The sequence below is a fragment of the Bacillus sp. 166amftsu genome (genome assembly GCF_900107445.1).
Taxonomy (GTDB): Bacteria; Bacillota; Bacilli; order Bacillales; family Bacillaceae_G; genus Bacillus_A; species Bacillus_A arachidis.
This window is the reverse complement of sequence record NZ_FNQA01000004.1, coordinates 99,292-118,274: the sequence shown is the minus strand read 5'-3', so window position 1 is coordinate 118,274 and position 18,983 is coordinate 99,292. Positions and strand designations below refer to the sequence as shown.

The 18,983-nt window shown below is 35.3% G+C and carries 20 protein-coding genes; 5 read left to right on the top strand and 15 right to left on the bottom strand.

Annotated features, from left to right (window positions below):
* Window positions 1-18 precede the first annotated feature (18 nt).
* Both dltC and dltD read left to right on the top strand, forming a co-directional pair.
* A complete protein-coding gene (dltC, locus tag BLV40_RS13730; protein ID WP_003196126.1) occupies window positions 19-258 on the top strand; it encodes a D-alanine--poly(phosphoribitol) ligase subunit DltC in 240 nt (79 codons plus the stop codon).
* Window positions 255-1,430, top strand: a complete 1,176-nt coding sequence (gene dltD / locus BLV40_RS13725; RefSeq protein WP_026591325.1) for a D-alanyl-lipoteichoic acid biosynthesis protein DltD — start codon at window positions 255-257, stop codon at window positions 1,428-1,430. Before dltC ends, dltD begins: the two co-directional genes overlap by 4 nt.
* Window positions 1,431-1,447: 17 nt before the next feature.
* On the opposite strand, the gene BLV40_RS13720 is transcribed toward dltD, so the two are convergent.
* Window positions 1,448-2,545, bottom strand: coding sequence for an NAD(P)H-dependent flavin oxidoreductase (locus BLV40_RS13720; RefSeq protein WP_090691223.1), 1,098 nt, complete (start codon window positions 2,543-2,545; stop codon window positions 1,448-1,450).
* A gap of 117 nt (window positions 2,546-2,662) precedes the next feature.
* Between BLV40_RS13720 and BLV40_RS13715 the strand changes: the two genes are divergently transcribed.
* Window positions 2,663-3,574, top strand: a complete 912-nt coding sequence (locus BLV40_RS13715) for a S66 peptidase family protein (RefSeq protein WP_090690930.1) — start codon at window positions 2,663-2,665, stop codon at window positions 3,572-3,574.
* A 190-nt stretch (window positions 3,575-3,764) separates the two neighbouring features.
* Here the strand turns inward: BLV40_RS13715 and BLV40_RS13710 are convergent, their stop codons facing one another.
* From BLV40_RS13710 to BLV40_RS13700, 3 genes are all read right to left on the bottom strand, one after another.
* Window positions 3,765-4,163: an SseB family protein gene (locus tag BLV40_RS13710; protein WP_090690928.1), complete on the bottom strand. Its 399-nt coding sequence runs from the start codon at window positions 4,161-4,163 to the stop codon at window positions 3,765-3,767.
* Window positions 4,164-4,260: 97 nt separating this feature from the next.
* The gene (locus tag BLV40_RS13705) at window positions 4,261-4,845 is read right to left on the bottom strand and encodes a cysteine hydrolase family protein (RefSeq protein ID WP_090691220.1); all 585 of its coding nucleotides are present in this window, start codon (window positions 4,843-4,845) and stop codon (window positions 4,261-4,263) included.
* A complete protein-coding gene (locus BLV40_RS13700; RefSeq protein WP_231503918.1) occupies window positions 4,842-5,258 on the bottom strand; it encodes a carboxymuconolactone decarboxylase family protein in 417 nt (138 codons plus the stop codon). The genes BLV40_RS13705 and BLV40_RS13700 overlap by 4 nt, the downstream gene beginning before the upstream one ends.
* A 123-nt stretch (window positions 5,259-5,381) precedes the next feature.
* Here BLV40_RS13700 and BLV40_RS13695 point away from each other — a divergent pair, with 123 nt between their 5' ends.
* Window positions 5,382-5,834, top strand: coding sequence for an Lrp/AsnC family transcriptional regulator (locus BLV40_RS13695; protein ID WP_026591331.1), 453 nt, complete (start codon window positions 5,382-5,384; stop codon window positions 5,832-5,834).
* Between the two features lie 102 nt (window positions 5,835-5,936).
* Complete coding sequence (locus tag BLV40_RS13690) at window positions 5,937-6,119, top strand: DUF3913 family protein (protein WP_026591332.1); 183 nt, start codon at window positions 5,937-5,939, stop codon at window positions 6,117-6,119.
* Between the two features lie 60 nt (window positions 6,120-6,179).
* Here the strand turns inward: BLV40_RS13690 and BLV40_RS13685 are convergent, their stop codons facing one another.
* From BLV40_RS13685 to BLV40_RS13635, 11 genes are all read right to left on the bottom strand, one after another.
* A complete protein-coding gene (locus tag BLV40_RS13685; protein ID WP_090691217.1) occupies window positions 6,180-7,190 on the bottom strand; it encodes a CPBP family intramembrane glutamic endopeptidase in 1,011 nt (336 codons plus the stop codon).
* Window positions 7,191-7,483: 293 nt separating this feature from the next.
* On the bottom strand, window positions 7,484-8,260 hold the full coding sequence (locus BLV40_RS13680; protein ID WP_090690926.1) for an ABC transporter permease: 777 nt from the start codon (window positions 8,258-8,260) through the stop codon (window positions 7,484-7,486).
* Window positions 8,260-9,162 (bottom strand): ABC transporter ATP-binding protein, encoded by a 903-nt coding sequence (locus tag BLV40_RS13675; RefSeq protein ID WP_090690924.1) that lies wholly within the window; start codon window positions 9,160-9,162, stop codon window positions 8,260-8,262. Before BLV40_RS13675 ends, BLV40_RS13680 begins: the two co-directional genes overlap by 1 nt.
* A 14-nt stretch (window positions 9,163-9,176) precedes the next feature.
* A complete protein-coding gene (locus BLV40_RS13670; RefSeq protein WP_090690921.1) occupies window positions 9,177-9,968 on the bottom strand; it encodes an ABC transporter permease in 792 nt (263 codons plus the stop codon).
* Window positions 9,965-10,663: an ABC transporter ATP-binding protein gene (locus BLV40_RS13665; protein ID WP_026591337.1), complete on the bottom strand. Its 699-nt coding sequence runs from the start codon at window positions 10,661-10,663 to the stop codon at window positions 9,965-9,967. Before BLV40_RS13665 ends, BLV40_RS13670 begins: the two co-directional genes overlap by 4 nt.
* Window positions 10,663-11,040, bottom strand: a complete 378-nt coding sequence (locus BLV40_RS13660; protein WP_026591338.1) for a GntR family transcriptional regulator — start codon at window positions 11,038-11,040, stop codon at window positions 10,663-10,665. Before BLV40_RS13660 ends, BLV40_RS13665 begins: the two co-directional genes overlap by 1 nt.
* 126 nt (window positions 11,041-11,166) lie before the next feature.
* Window positions 11,167-12,384 carry an acyl-CoA dehydrogenase family protein gene (locus BLV40_RS13655; protein ID WP_090690919.1) on the bottom strand — a complete coding sequence of 406 codons (1,218 nt, stop codon included), beginning with the start codon at window positions 12,382-12,384 and terminating at the stop codon, window positions 11,167-11,169.
* A gap of 13 nt (window positions 12,385-12,397) precedes the next feature.
* Window positions 12,398-13,585, bottom strand: a complete 1,188-nt coding sequence (locus tag BLV40_RS13650; RefSeq protein WP_090690916.1) for a CaiB/BaiF CoA transferase family protein — start codon at window positions 13,583-13,585, stop codon at window positions 12,398-12,400.
* A gap of 99 nt (window positions 13,586-13,684) precedes the next feature.
* The gene (locus tag BLV40_RS13645; protein WP_026591341.1) at window positions 13,685-15,067 is read right to left on the bottom strand and encodes a putrescine aminotransferase; all 1,383 of its coding nucleotides are present in this window, start codon (window positions 15,065-15,067) and stop codon (window positions 13,685-13,687) included.
* Window positions 15,068-16,561, bottom strand: coding sequence for an aldehyde dehydrogenase family protein (locus tag BLV40_RS13640; protein WP_090690913.1), 1,494 nt, complete (start codon window positions 16,559-16,561; stop codon window positions 15,068-15,070). It abuts the gene before it with no gap.
* Between the two features lie 203 nt (window positions 16,562-16,764).
* The gene (locus BLV40_RS13635; protein WP_090690910.1) at window positions 16,765-18,894 is read right to left on the bottom strand and encodes a sigma 54-interacting transcriptional regulator; all 2,130 of its coding nucleotides are present in this window, start codon (window positions 18,892-18,894) and stop codon (window positions 16,765-16,767) included.
* Window positions 18,895-18,983 lie beyond the last annotated feature (89 nt).

Genomic DNA, 18,983 nt, shown 5'->3' with positions numbered 1-18,983 from the left:
ATAAAGGAGATTTTAAAAATGGCAGAATTTAAAGATCAAGTATTAGATATTTTAGAAGAAGTTTGTGAAAATGATATTGTAAAAGAAAATCCAGATGTACAATTATTTGAAGAAGGTATCCTTGATTCTTTCGGTACAGTATCTTTATTAGTAGAATTCCAAGAACGTCTAGATATCGAAGTATCTATTTCTGATTTTGATCGTGATGAGTGGGCAACACCAAACATGATTATCAAAAAGTTGGAAGAAATCCGATGAAAAAAGCAACCTTTGGACCGATGCTCTTAGCATTGGCCCTTTTTGCTGTATTCTTACTTATCCCAACACGCTTTCTCCTTCCACTTGTAAGTGATAAAAAAGTAGAGGAAGCGGCAACTTCTCTAAAACCAGAGAAAATACAAAGTATGGTTTTACAGCAAAAAATGTTAGAAGATCCGAAATACCTTCCGATGTATGGTTCATCGGAATTTGCAAGAATGGATGCTTTTCACCCATCCAATTACTTTAAAGTAAAACCCGCAGGATTCACGCCATTCCTTCTTGGTCGTGGCGGAACACAGGACCTTGTCCATGTGCTAAACTTTGCATCTACAATGGATCAATTAAAAGATAAAAAAATGATTTTTGTCCTTTCACCACAGTGGTTTGTACCACAGGGAATTGATGAAACACACTTTGCACCTAACTTTTCAAAACAACAAGGCTACCACCTCATTTTTAACAATGATTTAAAGCCTGAAATGAAAAAGAAGATTGCAAAACGTTTATTGAACTTTGAAATTGTAAAGAAAGAAACGCTATTAAAAACATCTTTAGAAGGTATTGTCTATGATGATACGACGCATCAAATAAAAGCACTTGCTGCGAAACCTTTCGCTTATCTTTACCGCAATATATTAGATCGTAAGGACATATTTACAGCAATGTTCGATATTAAACCGCATAAAGAAAAGCTTGATCCTTCATTGAAACAAATGAACTGGGAAGAAGTACGTAAACAGGCAGATCAAACTGGTAAATTAGAATCTCAATCAAATGAATATGGTATCGAGGATGGTTATTTCAATAGCAAAATTAAACAGAAATTGAAACAACGCAAAGGTTACTTAAAACATGATTCTTATGAAAACTCTCCAGAATATGAAGATTTACAAATTGCTCTTGATTTATTAAAACAATCCGGTGCAAAACCACTCTTCATTTCTGTTCCTGTAAAAGGCCCTTGGTATGATTATGCTGGATTCCCGAAAGAACGACGCGAATTATACTATAAGAAAGTTCATGAGCAAATTCAGCAAGCTGGCTATCCAATTGCTGACTTCTCAAACCATGAGTATGACAAGTACTTCTTAAAAGATCATATGCACTTAGGCTGGAAAGGTTGGGTATACATCGACCAAGCCATCCAGCAATTTTATAAAGCAAACTAACAAAAAGACCGCTTGATTTATTCAAGTGGTCTTTTTGTGTATGCATCTTGCAATTTGTTTACCGTTACTTCTACTTCTTCAATCACCTGTTTAACAATTTGCTCTGCTGAGTCTTTTCTTGCTAATGAGGAAGCTTGTCCAGCCCAAAGTGACATATATTCTCCTTTATTTTGTTTTGCTGCTTCTTGACGTATTTTCGAAGTTAATACATTTTGCACTGGATACATGGGGAGACCGCCTTCTTTTCCCTCATGCCGATCTATAAATATATTCCGAATACCTCTTGCGTATTTCCCAGAAAATGCCCTTGTTACAGTTGTACTTGTATCCGTACTTTGTAATACTGCTTCTTTATGCACATCGTGTGTAATACTCTCTTCGCTTGTTAAAAAGGCAGACCCCATTTGAACGCCTTCTGCACCTAATACATAAGCTGCAACAACACCTTGTCCATTCATAATACCACCTGCCGCTATAATTGGGATATGTGGTACTGCGGCTACCATTTGTGGAATTAATGCAAATGTACCAATCATAGAATCTTGCTCATTTCCAATAAATGTCCCACGGTGTCCCCCAGCTTCGCTACCTTGTCCAACAATTACATCTACCTCTAATTCAGCAAGCACCTTCGCTTCTGCTACATTTGTAGCTGTGCCAATTATCTTTATGTTCTCTTTCTTCAATAATGCCATTTCCTCTTGTTCTAACGTGTGAAATGCAAAGCTGACAACTGGAACTTTTTCTTCCCTTAACACTTGTAGTTGTTCTTTATAACTTTTCGGAAGTTGCAAGGGTTGATTATACTCATCAATATCTAATTCTTTTCGTATCGACTCTAATAAAATTCTAGCTGTTTGTACTTTTTCTTCTTCAATTTGTATTTCCTTCGTAAGCAACAGATTGACTGCGAACGGCTTATCTGTTAACTCTCGTATTTTATAAATAGATTGACGAATTTGTTCTGGACCCATATAGCCAGCCCCAAGTGTTCCTAATCCCCCACTATTACTTACAGCCGCAACAAGTTCTGGTGTCGTAATTGCTCCTGCCATGCCCGCTTGAATAATTGGATATTTTATTTGTAATATATCAGTTACTCTGCTTGTAAACATCATTCTTCTCCCTTCCTATCCCCTCTTATACCTTCTTGTTTCAACAAGTTTTTCCTTCTTTTAATAGGATTGAACTGGCTATAAACGAATATATTGAAAGTGAAGGAGGAGATTTACATGATTCAACCAACTGCCTTACAACAAGGCGATACGGTAATGATTATTGCTCCAGCAGGACCACCAGTAATAGAACAGGTCCTTACAGGAAAAAAAGTATTGGAAAAAATGGGTCTATCCGTAATAATTGGTCAAAGTGTTTACGAGAAATACGGCTATCTAGCTGGAAATAATGCAATCCGCCTTCATGATATACACGAAGCATTTGCAAACCCTAAAGTGAAAGCTGTTTTTTGCGCAAAAGGTGGATATGGGAGCGGTCGTCTTCTCCCTTATATTCAATATGAACTCATTCAAAATACCCCCAAAATTTTTTGGGGGTATAGCGATATTACTTCTTTGCATATTGCTTTTTCACAATATACAGGACTTGTTACCTTCCATGGACCGATGATTGAGGAATTAGGCAGAGGAATTGATTCTCTCTCATTCTCCTCTTTCAATCAACTATTCCATCCGTATTCTACTATTTTACAAGCAGCAGAATGTATCAATGCCACATCTACCTGCATTGTTTCTGCACCATTAACTGGAGGCAATTTAACCGTATTGGTAAGTACACTAGGTACATCCTATGAAATCTATACAGCAAATAAAATTGTATTACTTGAAGATGTTGGAGAAGAGCCGTATCGTATTGATCGCATGTTCAACCAATTACATTTAGCAGGAAAATTGAATGAGTGTGCAGGGATTGTATTCACAAGCTGCCATAACTGTATTACCTCAAAGCAGTCCCTATCATTACAAAACATATTGTATGACTATCTCGCACCATACAATATTCCTGTATTATTCGGTCTTCCTATTGGGCATATACAACCAAATGTCGGAATACCACTCGGTGTGACTGCTACAATAAATACGGAAAAAAATACATTTTCTATTCCTTCTGGTGTAACATGCATATAAAATGAACTTTTAATCCGTAATGTTTTTCTTCCCCTTCATTAATTATTAGCCTTGTTACTGACCAATATTGCGATAAATAGAAGTGTTCGATGCAATTTTTTATTTACACAAAAAAAGGAAAAGTATGTATCGCTTTTCCTTTTTGTTATGCTGTGTTAATTGCAAAAAAGTAATTTCAACACTTACTCTTTTATTGATAATAATTGAAAATTCTTCCAGATGCTATATCCGCAATTTCTTCTGGAATAAATGTTTTACTAATCTCCGTACCAACATTCAATACCGCTGTTGCTTCTTTATCTAGATTTTCAAACAATTCTTTTCCACGTATCGTAATAAGGGGCGTTTCTTCCGGCAACACTTCTTTCACAAATTCTAATTGTGTAAAGAATGGTACAATCCATCTACCCTCTCCTTGGAAATAACGCAAACGAAGTGTTCCTTCTGATGCAGAATCATCCGCCTCTATAGATCCAGTAACATAAAAATGAGTTGTTAGCAACAATTCATAAAATTCCTTTTGTTTTTGTTTATCCTCTTCTGCTAAAACAAGTACTGTTTCTATTTTCTTTACTGGAATTTGCTCCATATGCTGCCACCCCTGTTTCAAAATAATTGTACTTTGATTATACAAAATATTCTTATTTTTTTCCACATAATTATTCAAATATTTTATTAAAATAGTATCAATTTAACTGACTCAACCTTATCTTCTCTACTGTCTCCAATGTTATAACAATAGTAGCAAACTCTTCATGCAGATTCACTAGTGTCATATTATGAATTTCGTCAGCACAATATTTTACTCCATCTGGTCCTTTTCGGTTAAATGTAGCTGTCGCATCACTTACTAAGTACGTTGAAAATCCTAAGTTTCCAGCCATCCGAGTTGTTGTCTCGACACAGTGATTCGTCGTTAATCCAACAATAACAATCGACTCGCAGTTTTTTTCGTTTAATTGCTTTTCTAAATCAGTTCCAATGAATGCACTGTTCACACTCTTTTGAATAACAATTTCACCTTGTAATGGCTGGACTTCTTCTTTAAAGTGAACGGTTTCTGCACTTAGATATAACATCGACTCTACATTTTCTTTATTCACATGCTGAATATGAAATATTGGTAGCCTTCTTCTTCTCCACTCTTCTAATAAACGCTTCATATTTTCTTCTGCTAAAGGGTTATTTCGCTCTCCCCAGTACGAGAGATTAAACGCTTTTTGTACATCAATTATAATTAGTGCTGGTTGATTCACTACTTCTCCTCCTATTCTCCTGGCTGTAATTGAAATAAAAATCCAAGTTGTTGTGAAGCTGTAATAAAGCAAATATATGCACAGAGTTCTACAATCTCTACCTCACTCCAATACTGTTTTAACACATCAAACATCTTATCATCTATCGCTGAACGATTATGTACAAATACATGTGCAAAAGTAACAGCGGTGCTAATCTCCTCTATTTTTTGTACATCATCTGGTTTTCCCTTTGCCATACAATACATACATTCATTTCCAAACGCAAGTGTTCTCCGTACTTGCTCCTTTAACTCTTCAGAAAGACTTCCCTTTTCATATAAAGTCCTTTCAAGTGTACTCCAAGATTGTAATATAGCTGGGCTATGCCCTAATAATTTTTGAAACTTTGTTTCTCCTGCATCTGATAATGAAATTCTCTCCATCATTTCTCCCCCTATTCCTTTCTATTTTATTGTAAAATAAAATGGACCCGTTTTACATTTCATATGAATCTTAATTTATATATTTTCTTTACAAAAATTATTAGTTTATTGGAGGTATATTTACAAATGCAATTAGATCGTATTGATCGTAAAATTTTAAATGAATTATATAATGATAGTCGTCTCTCTATGCGGGAATTATCAAAACGAGTAAATTTATCCGCACCTTCTACTGCAGAACGTGTTCGTAAATTAGAGAGTGAAGGCGTCATTCAAAAGTATACAATTGATATTGATTATAAAAAAGCTGGACTCGTTTTAGACTGTATTTTAGAAATAACCTTAAAAAATGGTGATACAACGCGCATGCAACAATTTATTCAATCGTATCCATCCGCAAGCTTTTGCTATCGCGTAACAGGAAGCCTTTGTTATATCGTTAAAATTTCTGTCCCGTCATTAGTTGAACTTGAAGAATTTATTAATGATGTTTCTTCATATGCAACAACCGTTTCTCATATCGTATTATCAGAAGTATCCCTTACTCCTGATATCGAACACATTTTCCCAGAAAAATAAAATTAATTTTTATTCAAAATTCCATAAAAAACCCCTTACAAAAAGAATAAAAATGATTTATTATGTATTAAAATACACAAAGTTCGAGAAAGGGGCATTACATTGAAAATTTGGTTTTACGAAAAAACAACTCAAGTAGATGATTTACTTGGCATTTGGGACAATGTTCCCACCATCCCTCGAATTGGGGAAAAGGTGGAAATTTTAAAAACAGTTCGTACAGTCACAGATATTAAATATGTAAAAAACGGTAACAACTTTCACGTTGAAATTGTTATCCATTAAAATAGTAGCTCTCCTTAGTAATATTGGAGAGCTGCCTTTTCGTTTCTCATACTTTTATTACTATTTTGCTTTTCTTATAATAATTTGATTATCCTCTACCGTAACCGTTACATAATCATTCTGTTCTAGTGCTAACTGATTCACGGCTTCATCCGGCAATTCTACCGCCATGAGTCGATCTGTTACAATGACTTGACTATATGTTTCATTTTTCTGTAATGGTATAGAGGCCTTATCTTCATTGATGAAACGAAGAGACGGTACTCCTACTTCTTTTACAGTTCGCCAATTTTTTCGAATAAAAGGTACTAACCATAGTAAACTGATAAGAATCACAATAAGTCCAATCCATAAATTACTTTGTCCTTGTAATTCAGCAATCGAAATAGCATCGTCTGTTCCTTCTCCACTCGTTAATTGGATGGTGGTTGCAATACAATTATTCAATGCATGAACAGCAATATTCGTCCATATATTTTTCGTTTTAATGTAAAGAAGGCACATCACAACACCGAATACAAAAGCACCAACGATATCAAAATGACCTAAACCAAAAATAAGGGAGGACACAATCACAGCTCGTTTTATTCCCCATTTAAACGTCATACGCTGTAAGAAGAAACCTCGAAAAATGACTTCTTCCATGATTGGTGCAAAAATACATGCTGAAATGAAACCGAATATCTGTGTAGAAATACTGCTCATATCAATCACACCATTATCGTTCAACATGTCAACCAAGAAATTAGGAAAAATATGTGCTAGTATGTAAAATTGAATAAAAGATACACCGAATGAAAAAATCATTCCCATTGCAGTTGCAATTACAATCAACTTCCAGTTTAATCGTGAAGATTTATCAAAGAAACTAGTAAATATAATATTGTTTTTTCTTGTTTTAAAATATAACCATAATAGTGGAAATACAAAAAACACCGAAATTTGCACCGCAACATCCATGACACTATCTGAAGCTCCCATAATGTCCAGCGGCAGCACCGTTACTAACATCCCTAAAATCATCCATGCAAAAAAACTCCGAAGTCGTATACGTGAAAATGCGTACTGAATATAAAACACCCCCAAGATGATATTCATAGTTATATTGTAATATGAATATCATCAAAATTCTTCCTATTTTTCTCAGTTTACTCTTACATAATATATCTATTAAACTATATAATACGAAATCTGTTTTTCGGAATTTCTTCTTTATCAGATTTTCTGTTTTAATGTTAAATGTCGTTTTTTTATACCTATTTTCCCAAAATATATTATTATAATAGGAATAAAGAGGATTATGCACCTGTTGTCGTAACAAATATTACATTGATTCCATTTACCTGCTCCTATATATTAGCAGTTTATAATACATCACGTTTTTGAAATAGTACGCTTGATGAAACAAGTAACACTACAAAATAAGCAAGTACGAGCAGTAATGATGTTGTAAAAGTGAATTCTGTAAATGGTGGTGTAGCACCACCGCTAATTAGTTTATTACCATCATATATACTTAAATCTAAATGCGAGAATACAACAAACTTAGCTACTCCTTTAACAAACATCATGAGCATCATGCTAATTGCTCCTTGTAAGAAGAATAGAAACAGTGCAATGATTAATGGTAATACTGATTTTCGAAAAACATTTGCCAAGAAGAAGGAAAGTGTTGCAAAGAAGAATGGAGACACAAGTTTATATGAGAGCGCTTTAAACAATACCCCTAGCGTTAATTCTGTTTTACCACCATCCATAACGATTGCACCCATAACCATTGTAATTAAGGTACCTGTAACGATAACAAAAAGCATCGTTAATAAAACCGAAACATATTTAGAAAATAAAATCATAATCCTTTTTCTTGGGCGAATTAACAGCTGCTTAATTGTTCCTTTTTGGAATTCATCAGTAATCGTTCGCGATGCAATGGTAATACCAAAGATTGTTACAAATAAAATAACTATACCTGTATCTGTCATCGCATAATCTAGATAGGTTCCTTTAAGATCTTTCGCTTCCCCCCATTTCACCATTACAAAAGCACCAAGAATTTCTAACGTAGCAATCACACCTATCAATATATACATCCCTTTTTTCGCATGTAACTTTAATAATTCATTTTGAATTAATTTTAACATTATGCTTTCACTCCCCCGGTAATCGCTAAGAACTCATCTTCTAACGTTTTATTTTGCACTGTAACGCCATATACGAGAATATCCGAATGCACAAGTTGTTTCACAATCTGCGGAATTTCTTCTTTCATTACGGAGACAACAACAACATTTTCTTGCACTTTACCTTTAATCACTTCATTTGCACGCTGAATCTGATTCACCTCAAAAGTTACAGCAACCGTTTCATCATTCTTCGCTTGTTCATGTAAGTTATATGCTTGTACAAATTGACCATTCTTAATGATAACAACACGATCACACATCAGTTCAATCTCGCTTAATAAATGACTCGATACGATGACAGCGATATTTTCCTCTTTCGCTAATCGTTGTAAATAATCACGAATTTGACGAATACCAGCTGGATCTAATCCGTTTGTTGGTTCATCTAGGATAAGAACTTTCGGATTATGAAGAAGTGCTTGTGCAATTCCAAGACGTTGCTTCATTCCAAGTGAATATGTCTTTACCTTTTTATGAATGGCATGCTCTAACTCCACAAGTTTTACAATTTCAGTAATACGTTCTTTACTAATCGGCTTAATTGCCATATTCGCAAAATGCTTTACATTTTGCATCCCTGTCATATAATCATATAATTCCGGATTTTCGACAATAGCCCCAATGTGTTCTAACGCCTTCTCACGTTCTGTACGAATGCTATGACCACAAATTGTAATATCTCCTTCTGTCATTGCAATAAGACCGGTCATCATCCGAATTGTCGTCGTTTTCCCGCTCCCATTTGGACCAAGAAATCCGTATACTTCCCCTTCACATACCTCAAACGAAAGACCACGAATAATTTCGTTTTTCCCTATTTTTTTATGGACATTCTCTAATTTTACTACTACGTTTCCCAATGATTGTTCCCCCTTTAGATTTCTAGTTTTTTATCGATGATATGACTTGTTATTACCACCAATAAATAAATTGATAATAAATTAAAAATTAGATAAGAAATATTTGAAGTATCACTCAAATAAAAAGATGTTTCAAAAAAGCCATTTTTATCTATTACCCCAACATTTTTTATCGAAAACACATATATATTTATTTTATCTATCATATTAGTTATAAAAAACTGAATTCCACCGAAAACAACAAATAAAATGATAAATAACATTTTATTTAATGAAGATTTCAAATTAAATAGTTTTACAACTATGATTATGAAATACAGAGAAACTAATGTACTTACTAAATCTATAATCCATAAGAAGAGGGAGAACAGGTGGTGTAATAGACCATAATTGTATAAGCTACTAATGGCTTGCTGTACCTCTCCATTTGCTTTATTCCCATATATGTTTATGGAAAGAAAATGTAAAAAAGCAATTCCTATTAAAGACAACAAGCTAAACATGATTACAAATAATAACAAATTCGCGTATATATATTTCTTTGATGGAATTGCTGCATACCAAATCATAGAGCCTCTTACTATTTGTCGGAAAGAAGAAAGCGCTAGTAAGAAGATAGAAAATGCAGTTATACAAAATAAGAATATAAATATGATTAATGTTATATCTTGTCTACTTGAAAACCTTACTCCCGTACATCCCTTCATATTAAATAATAGAATTAATGAAATAGTAATAAATCCAAAATAAATCGCCCATATCTTCTTTTTATTACAATTGTATAAATATCGAAGGGTTTGACTCATTTTCCAAACACATCCTTAAACAATTCAGTCACCGCTTTCCCTCTTTTAAAACGAAGTTCTTCTACATTCTCATGTAGTACAATCTCTCCATCCTTCAAAAAAATAACTTCATCAAAAATATTTTCAATTTCACCAATTAAATGAGTAGAAATTAAAATCGTACTATCCTCACGATAAAACTGCAAAATAAGTTCTAGCACATGCTCCCGTGAAACAGGATCAATCCCGCCAAGCGGTTCATCTAATATATATAGTTTCGCTTTTCTTGAAAATGTTAAAATAAGCTGCAGTTTCTCAACCATTCCTTTTGACAAAGCTGTAATCTTTTCCTCCAGCGGTATTTTAAATTCAGCGACCTTATCAACCGCCTTTTGAATATCAAAGTCTGGATAAAAGTCACGATAGAAAAATAAAGCATCCTTTACAGTCATCCATTCATCAAATACTGGTCGATCTGGCATAAATGAAACAATTTTTTTTGTTTCTAAGCCTACATTCTCTCTTGCAATTTTGATATTCCCTTCTGAAGGATGCTGCAAACCTGCAATCATTTTTAATAATGTTGTCTTACCACTGCCGTTATCGCCAACAAGACCAATGATTTTCCCTTCTGTAATCACTAGATTTACATCGCGAATGACTGCCTTTAACCCATATCGCTTCCATAATTCCTTAATTTCGAGCAAGTTCATCATCATTTCTCCTCCCTTTTCTCTTCCAATGAAGAACGAAGAATCGAGAGAATTTCCTCTTCTGAAAATCCTAAATTATCCATTCCATTTATAAAAGAATGAAGCAACTCTTTCGCCATACCTTTGCGCAGCTCCATAATTTTCTCCCCTTCGCTCGTTACATATCTTCCCATTCCTCTGCGTGTTACAACGATACCTTCTCTCTCTAGTTCTTGAAATGTACGCTGAATTGTATTTGGATTGACTTGTAACTCACTCGCTAATTCGCGTACAGAAGGAATTTTTTCACCAGGTAATAAATGACCTGTTACAATTTCTTTTTTTATGTATTCCATCACCTGAATATAAATCGGTATGTTAGGAGAAAACTCAATTTTCATTTCCCCCCTCCTTTTGTCTTAGTGTACTAGTTAAATAGTACACTAAGACAAAATGTATGTAAATACTTGTAAGTTGAAAAGATAATAAAAAAGGCAGTGCAACCTTCGTTGCACTGCCCTCCTATTTTATTTCGTTACCATTTCTGCCTCACTTTCTTCAAAAGGCCACTTCGGTAACATATTACGAAGTTCCTTATCAGAGCGATAACCAAGTGCGTATTCCGCTTGCATAATGGTATGAATCTCACGTGTTCCTTCGTAAATAACTGGAGCCTTTGCATTTCGTAAATATCGTTCTACTGGAAATTCATTTGAATATCCATATGCTCCGTGCACCTGCACTGCATCATTTGCCGCTTCAAATGCAGCGTCACAAGCGATCCATTTTGCTAAAGACGTTTCACGCGTATTACGTTTCCCTTCGTTTTTCAACCACCCTGCTTTATAAACCAATAAACGTGATATTTCAAGATTTGCAGACATTTTCGCAATCATTTGTTGTACAAGCTGATGTTTTCCAATTTCTTTTCCGAATGTTTGACGCTCTTCACAATACTTTACACTTGCTTCCAGACTTGCTTGAATAAGTCCACATGCACCTGCAGCTACTGTAAAGCGTCCGTTATCTAATGAAGACATAGCAATTTTAAATCCTTCCCCTTCTTCTCCAAGGAGATTCTCTATCGGTACTTTTACATCATCTAAAAACACTTCACCTGTATTTCCAGCTCTAATACCAAGCTTTCCTTTTATTGCTTTTGTTGATACTCCTGGAAATGTTCGTTCTACAATAAAACAAGAAATACCTCGGTGCTTCAATTCCGGATTTATTTTTGCAAATATTAAGAAGTGATCTGCAACATCACATAACGAAATCCATGTTTTAGATCCATTTAATACGTAGTAATCGCCTTGTTTTACTGCTGTAGTCTGCATAGCAACGACATCTGATCCTGCATTTGGTTCCGTTAAACCGAACGCCCCAATCTTTTCACCTTTCGCTTGTGGAACAAGATACTTTTGTTTCTGCTCTTCTGTTCCCCATTGAAGAAGTGTCATGCTATTTAGCCCCGTATGTACAGATACAGCTGTACGAAAAGCAGTATCACCACGTTCTAATTCTTCACAAATAATAGCTAGTGTATTATAGTCCATGCCCACTCCGCCATATTGTTCTGGGATACAAACGCCCATAAATTGTAATTCTGCTAAACGCTTCAAGATTTTTTGTTCAAAATGTCCTTTTTCATCCCATTCTTTAATGTATGGAATAATTTCATTATCCACAAACGATCTCACTACTTTTCTAACACTTTGTTGTTCTTCTGTTAATGAAAAATTCATTTGTACTGCCTCCTCATATGTATTGATTTTTTGTCATTTCCATAATGATTTCCTGTGAATATCCAAGGCTTTGCAAAATCTTTTCTGTATGTTCCCCATGGAGTGGCGGATGTTTCTGCATCTGAACTGGTGACTTTGAAAGCTTTAGTGGTGAACCTACAAGTTTAAGGTTTTCGATTGTCGGATGGTCCATATGAATTGTCATACCTCGCGCCATTGCCTGCTCTGTTTCTAGCGCTTCTTTCACATTGAGGATTGGTCCATTTGGAATCCCCGCTTCATCCAAAAGTTGTTTCCATTCTTTTTTCTTTTTCTTCTTCATTTCATTTGCAATCATATTGACGAGCTCATCTTTATGCTGAAGACGGCCTGCATTTGTTTTATAACGTTCTAGGCTGGATAAATCTTGTCTACCTAACAACAAACAGAACTTATAAAACTGCTCATCGTTTCCGACCGCAACAACAAGATCACCATCCTCCGCTTCAAATACTTGATACGGAACAATATTCGGATGCTGATTGCCCAGTCTCTCTGGTAATTCACCTGTACATAAATAATTGCTCGCTACATTTACTAATGCTGCTAACTGTGAATCAAATAATGAAATATCAATCTCTTGTCCTTCTCCCGTTCTATTTCGGTGCTGCAAAGCGGCTAAAATTCCGATACACGTAAAAAGCCCTGTGAGTACATCTGAAATGGCAACCCCTACTTTTGCAGGCTCTTCATCTCTACCTCCGGTTATGCTCATAAGTCCACTCATTGCTTGAATCATATAATCATAGCCAGGAAGTTGGGAAGTAGGACCACTTTGACCAAATCCACTAATAGAGGCGAGAATAATATCTTCCCTCATCTTTTTTAATACTTCATACCCAAGTCCCATTCGCTCAAGTGTTCCAGGCTTAAAATTTTGCACAACGATATCCGCATGAGAAATAAGCTTTGTCAAAACTTCCTTTCCCATTTCTGATTTTAAATTTAATGTAATAGATTCTTTATTACGATTTGCACAAAGAAAATACGCACTTTCTCCTCCTACAAAAGGGGGCCCCCACCCTCTCGTATCATCACCATTTCCTACATTTTCAACTTTTATCACTTTGGCTCCTAAATCACCAAGAATCATCGTACAAAAAGGACCAGCAAGAACCCGAGATAAATCAATAATTGTAATCCCTTGTAGTGCTCCTTCCACTCCTTATCCTCCTATAGTAAAAACCAGTAAAACCAATTAGAAAGAAAAGCGGCATGGTGGTTTTACTGGCTTGTATTTAAAAGTTATTGTGTAAAAGAATTATTGTGCTTTCACTTGTGATAACACGGATTTAAATGCATTGATTACTGTATCTACTTCTTCATAACTAATTGTTAGCGATGGCTCAATACGAATTGTTTTTGAGTTAATTAGTGTTCCGGCAACAAGAATACCTTGATCAAACATTGCCTTCGATACTTCATAGCCAATTTCATCTTTATGGAATTCAATCCCAATCATTAAGCCTTGACCACGAATTTCAAAAACTTTGTCCTCATGTCCTTCCGCTGCTTTTTTCAATCCATTTAAGAAATACTCTCCAACTTCCGCAGCTCGTTCTGGTAATTTATCTTCCAATAACACATGAATGGTTGCGATTGCAGCTGCACATGCAAGTGGGTTCCCACCAAACGTTGTTGTATGCATGAATGGATTATCAAACCAACTTTTAAATACTTTTTCTTTCGCCACAATTGCACCTGCTGGCATTACCCCTCCGCCAAATGCTTTCGCAAGACAAATAATATCTGGTACTACATCGTATAATTCCGCAGCAAACATTTTCCCAGTGCGTCCCATTCCAGTTTGTACTTCATCAAAAATAAGTAGTGATCCGAATTCATCACAAAGTTCTCTTACTTGTTTCAAGTAGTTTTCTGGAGGTAAAATAATACCACCCTCGCCTTGAATTGGTTCTAAGATAACAGCTGCAACATCTTCTCCTACTAAAGCACACGTTTCAAATGTTTTTCTCATCATCTCGATATCACCAAATGGAACGTGACGGAAGCCTGGAATTAATGGTAAGAACGGCTTACGGAACATTCCTTTTGCTGTTCCAGATAATGAACCAAGGCTCTTACCATGGAAGGCGCGCGTTGTTGCAATAAAAGTTGTTCGCTCACTATACATTTTTGCTAGTTTTAATGCTGCCTCTACACTTTCTGTCCCGCTATTTGTAAAGAATGCATATTTCAAATCTCCCGGTGTAATATCCGCTAAAATCTTTGCAAGAATTGCACGAAGTGGATCTAATAAGTCTTGACTATGCAATGCTTGACGCTTTAATTGATCCGTTACAGCCTTTACCACTTTTGGATTACGGTGTCCAACATTATAAATCCCGAATCCACCTAAACAATCAATATATTTTTTACCATTGATATCCATGAAGCAAGACCCTTCATCAGACCATTCTACTGCCGCGAACTGTCCATCTTTTGTTACCGTTTTTCTATATGCAAGGAAGCCTGGGTTTACATGTTCACGGAACCCATCTACTGTTTCTTTTGTAATCCAGCTTGCTTCTTCCTCGGAAACTTTATCTTTTTCAATTAATTGCAGTACTTTCGTAATATACTCATTTACACTTGTATTGTTCACATCTTGCTCATTTGATTTACTTTTCACATTCGTTCCCATCTATTTCACCTCTATAGTTTTTTTATTTGCAAACCAACCAATTGGTTCTACTTCTAGATTTATATTAATCTGCTTAATTTCTTGAAATTCCTCTAAACCAAACGTTCCTAAACTACGACCGATACCACTTTGCTTATACCCACCCCAAGGTGCTTCGTTGTATGTTGGGTGATAACTATTAATCCACGTAATTCCTGCGCGAAGCTTGCGGATTACACGCATCGCTTTGGCACCATCAACTGTAAATACACCTCCGGCTAAGCCGTAATCTGTACCATTTGCTAGCTCAATCGCTTCTTGTTCATTCTTAAACTTCTGGATTACTACAACCGGTCCAAAAATTTCTTCCTGTACAATACGCATATCAGGTTTCACATTGACAAAGGCCGTTGGTTCAATAAAGAAACCGTCACCTTTCCCATCCGCCATTATACGCTTTCCTCCGCAAGCAATTTCTGCTCCTTCATCTTTTCCAATCTCTATATAGCGTAATACTTTTTCCATATGCTCTTGACTTACAAGTGGCCCCATCTCTGATTCTGGATTATCACCAGGTCCAACATTAATTTGGTTCGCTCGTTCTACAAAACAATTAACAAATTTATCGTAAACGCTTTCTTCTACAAGAATCCTTGATCCTGCTGAACATACTTGTCCAGTACCTGCATAAATACCAAACAGAGCATAATCAACAGCTGTTTCAAAATCTGCATCTGCAAAAATAATATTTGGAGATTTCCCACCAAGTTCTAACGAAATCTTCTTCATATTATCTGCCGCTGTTCTCATAATGTGCTTTCCTGTTTTTGTTCCACCTGTAAAAGAAATCATATCAACTTTATTACTTGCTGCAATCTCATTTCCTACTATTGGTCCAGCTCCCATTACCATATTGGCAACACCTTTTGGCAATTCTACTTTTTCCATTATTTCAAATAATTTTGTTGCAGTGATTGGTGTAACCTCAGAAGGCTTAAATACAATTGTGTTTCCAGCTGCTAAAGCAGGTGCAATTTTCCAAACACTCATTAATAACGGATAATTCCAAGGAACTATTAAACCACAAACACCAACTGGCTCTCTCACTACCATAGCTTGCATCGGATCAGCTACATGATACGTTTGTCCGTCTGGTTTTGTAATAAGCCCCGCATAATAGCGGAAACAGGCTGCCGCATCTCCAATATCTCCTTCTGCCTCTCGATATGTTTTTCCATTGTCCATTGTTTCAAGTTGCGCAAGTTCTTTTAAATTTTTATCAATTTCATCTGCTATTTTAAATAAATAAGATGCTCTTTCCGCAGCGGATGTTTCTGACCAAATTCCGCTATCAAAAGTAGCTCGTGCCACTTCAATCGCGTATTTTGCATCCTCGATTGTTCCTTCAGGTGCATATGCGATAACCTTGCCATTCGCAGGGTTAATAATCGGTCTTTTCTCTTGATTACTAGAATCTCTCCATTCACCGTTTAGATACATTTTTAAATCTAGCACTGTATATAGTCCCCCTTTGTAAATCATTCATATATTATATAAGCAATAATTGTGCCAACATTCAAAATACGAAGCAACCATACAAAAATTGATGATTTCCTTAAATAACCTACACAAAATTATGCATATTTGCATAGGTTATGATATTTCGCATAATTACACCAAAGAGAAGGGGCAGTCTATGTAGACTCCCCCTTTCCCCTTTAAAAATATGAAATTGTATCAATTGCTATTTCCTTTTCATTCATGATTTTTTGATATTTACGACTTACAGAAGACTGGCTTATCCCAAGAGCTTTTGCTGCCTTTGTTGTCGTTTTATACTGCTTCATTGCAAGTAAAATTAATTGTTCTTCTACAGAATGCAGTGCTTCTTGTAATGGCAAAACCCTTGTGATCACTGGTTTTGATTTTTTAAAATCATATCCAGGATTAAGGAATTTACTAACAAATTCAGCATCAATGACTGAATCATCTGCAGATACTACTAAACGTTCAATCATATTCTGCAATTCTCTTACATTTCCTGGCCATGAATAAAACTCTAGTAAATTCAGTGCATCAGGAGTTAAATGATAGTTCTTGTTATATTTCTCATTCAACTCTTGTAAAAAATGAAACGCGAGTAGCGGAACATCTTCCATCCGTTCTCTTAGTGGTGGAACTTGCAATGGAATGACGTTTAAGCGATAAAATAAATCTTCCCTAAACGTACCAGCCTCCACCATTTTTTCAAGACGTTTATTCGTCGCGGCAATAATTTGAACATTGATTTTCGTAGGTATTGTGCTACCAATCGGAATTACCTCTTGTTCTTGCAATACTCTGAGTAATTTCACTTGCAGATGTAAAGGCATTTCTCCAATCTCATCCAAAAATAAAATCCCTTGATCCGCTCGCTTAAAATATCCTTCTTTTCCATTTTTATCAGCACCGGTAAAAGCCCCCTTCGTATAACCGAACAGTTCACTTTCTAATAATGTCTCTGGGATTGCACCGCAATTTAATTTTAAAAATGGCTTTGAAGATCTGTTTCCAAGTTGGTGAATCGCTTGTGCAATCACTTCCTTTCCAACACCCGATTCTCCAGTAATGAGCACATTTGAAGAAAAGTCAGCTATTTTTTTTGCTTGATTAATAATTTGCTCCATTTTCGGACTACAATAAATAAGTTTCTTCAAAAAACGATCTTTACTTTTAAAGCTGTCTAACTCTTTCTTATATTGTTCAGATATCTTTTTTATCTCATGTAATTCCGTCTTTAATCTTGTTGCTTCTGTAATATCTCTTGAGGCAATAATAATGCGGTGAAGCTCCCCATTTTCATTAAACACAGGATTTCCAACTGCTAATATCTTTCTGCCACTTTTTGTTTCTTGTACAATCGATACCTTCTTCTTTTGTTCTAACACTAATCGCGTAACAGATGGACTAAATAACCCTTGTTTCTCTAAATCTAAAAGATTTTTTCCTAAAAGATCCTTCAAATCTCTTCCCCAAAAATCATTAACAACGGTTTCACTATAACGGATTAATTCCCCTTTATGATTGACCACTAATATTTCATCATAAATGCTAGATAAGATTGCATGTAAGTCTTTATTTAAATCCTTTATATATTCAATTTCCATAGCCATATCCTCGACCATCGGTAAATCTTGCACAATAATAACCATTCCTTCGATGCTTTGATCGAAGCTTGGTATAGGACTGTAGTCAACTAATACTCCCATCTCATTTGTTATTTGTAATTGATTTAAAATCGTTTTTCCTGTTGCAAATGCATTATTTATATGTTCCCCATTAAAAATCTGTTCTGCTGGTACATTCATTACTTTTTCAGGAATAGATTTAATCATCTTCAAACCAGATTCATTACAATTTACAATTTTCTTTTCACGGTCTACTACAAAAATCCCCATTGGAATGGAAGTTAAAATAATTTTCAGTATATCTACACTTTTATTTTCTTGTTTAAATAGTTCTGCAAAAACATCTTCTCTTCTTATGTATCCCGTTAACTCTCCTCTTTCATTTTTCACTATCGCAATGGGTGCCCCAATAATTTGAAAGAGAGCTGTTAAGGAAATATTTTTGCTAAGATGACATATTGTATCTAGTGAAACAGCATTTAAAAGTAACGTTTGAGTGGTTAAGCGCTCCTTTCTCGATAGCAGCTCCTTAACATGGACGTATGCAAATAATTGATCTTCCCTTTTTAGAAACAGAAAAGATTCTTTCATATTTTCAACATCTATATTCCATTCCTTTTCAGATTGGTCGATTGACATGGAAACAATAGGTCTAATTTTGTTATGAGCAATGGAAAACATTCTGTTACTCCTCCTTTAAACTGCTTAACTTGTATTGTATCATTAAAATCGGATTTTTTTAATTAATCTGACAATATGTATTTTTTACT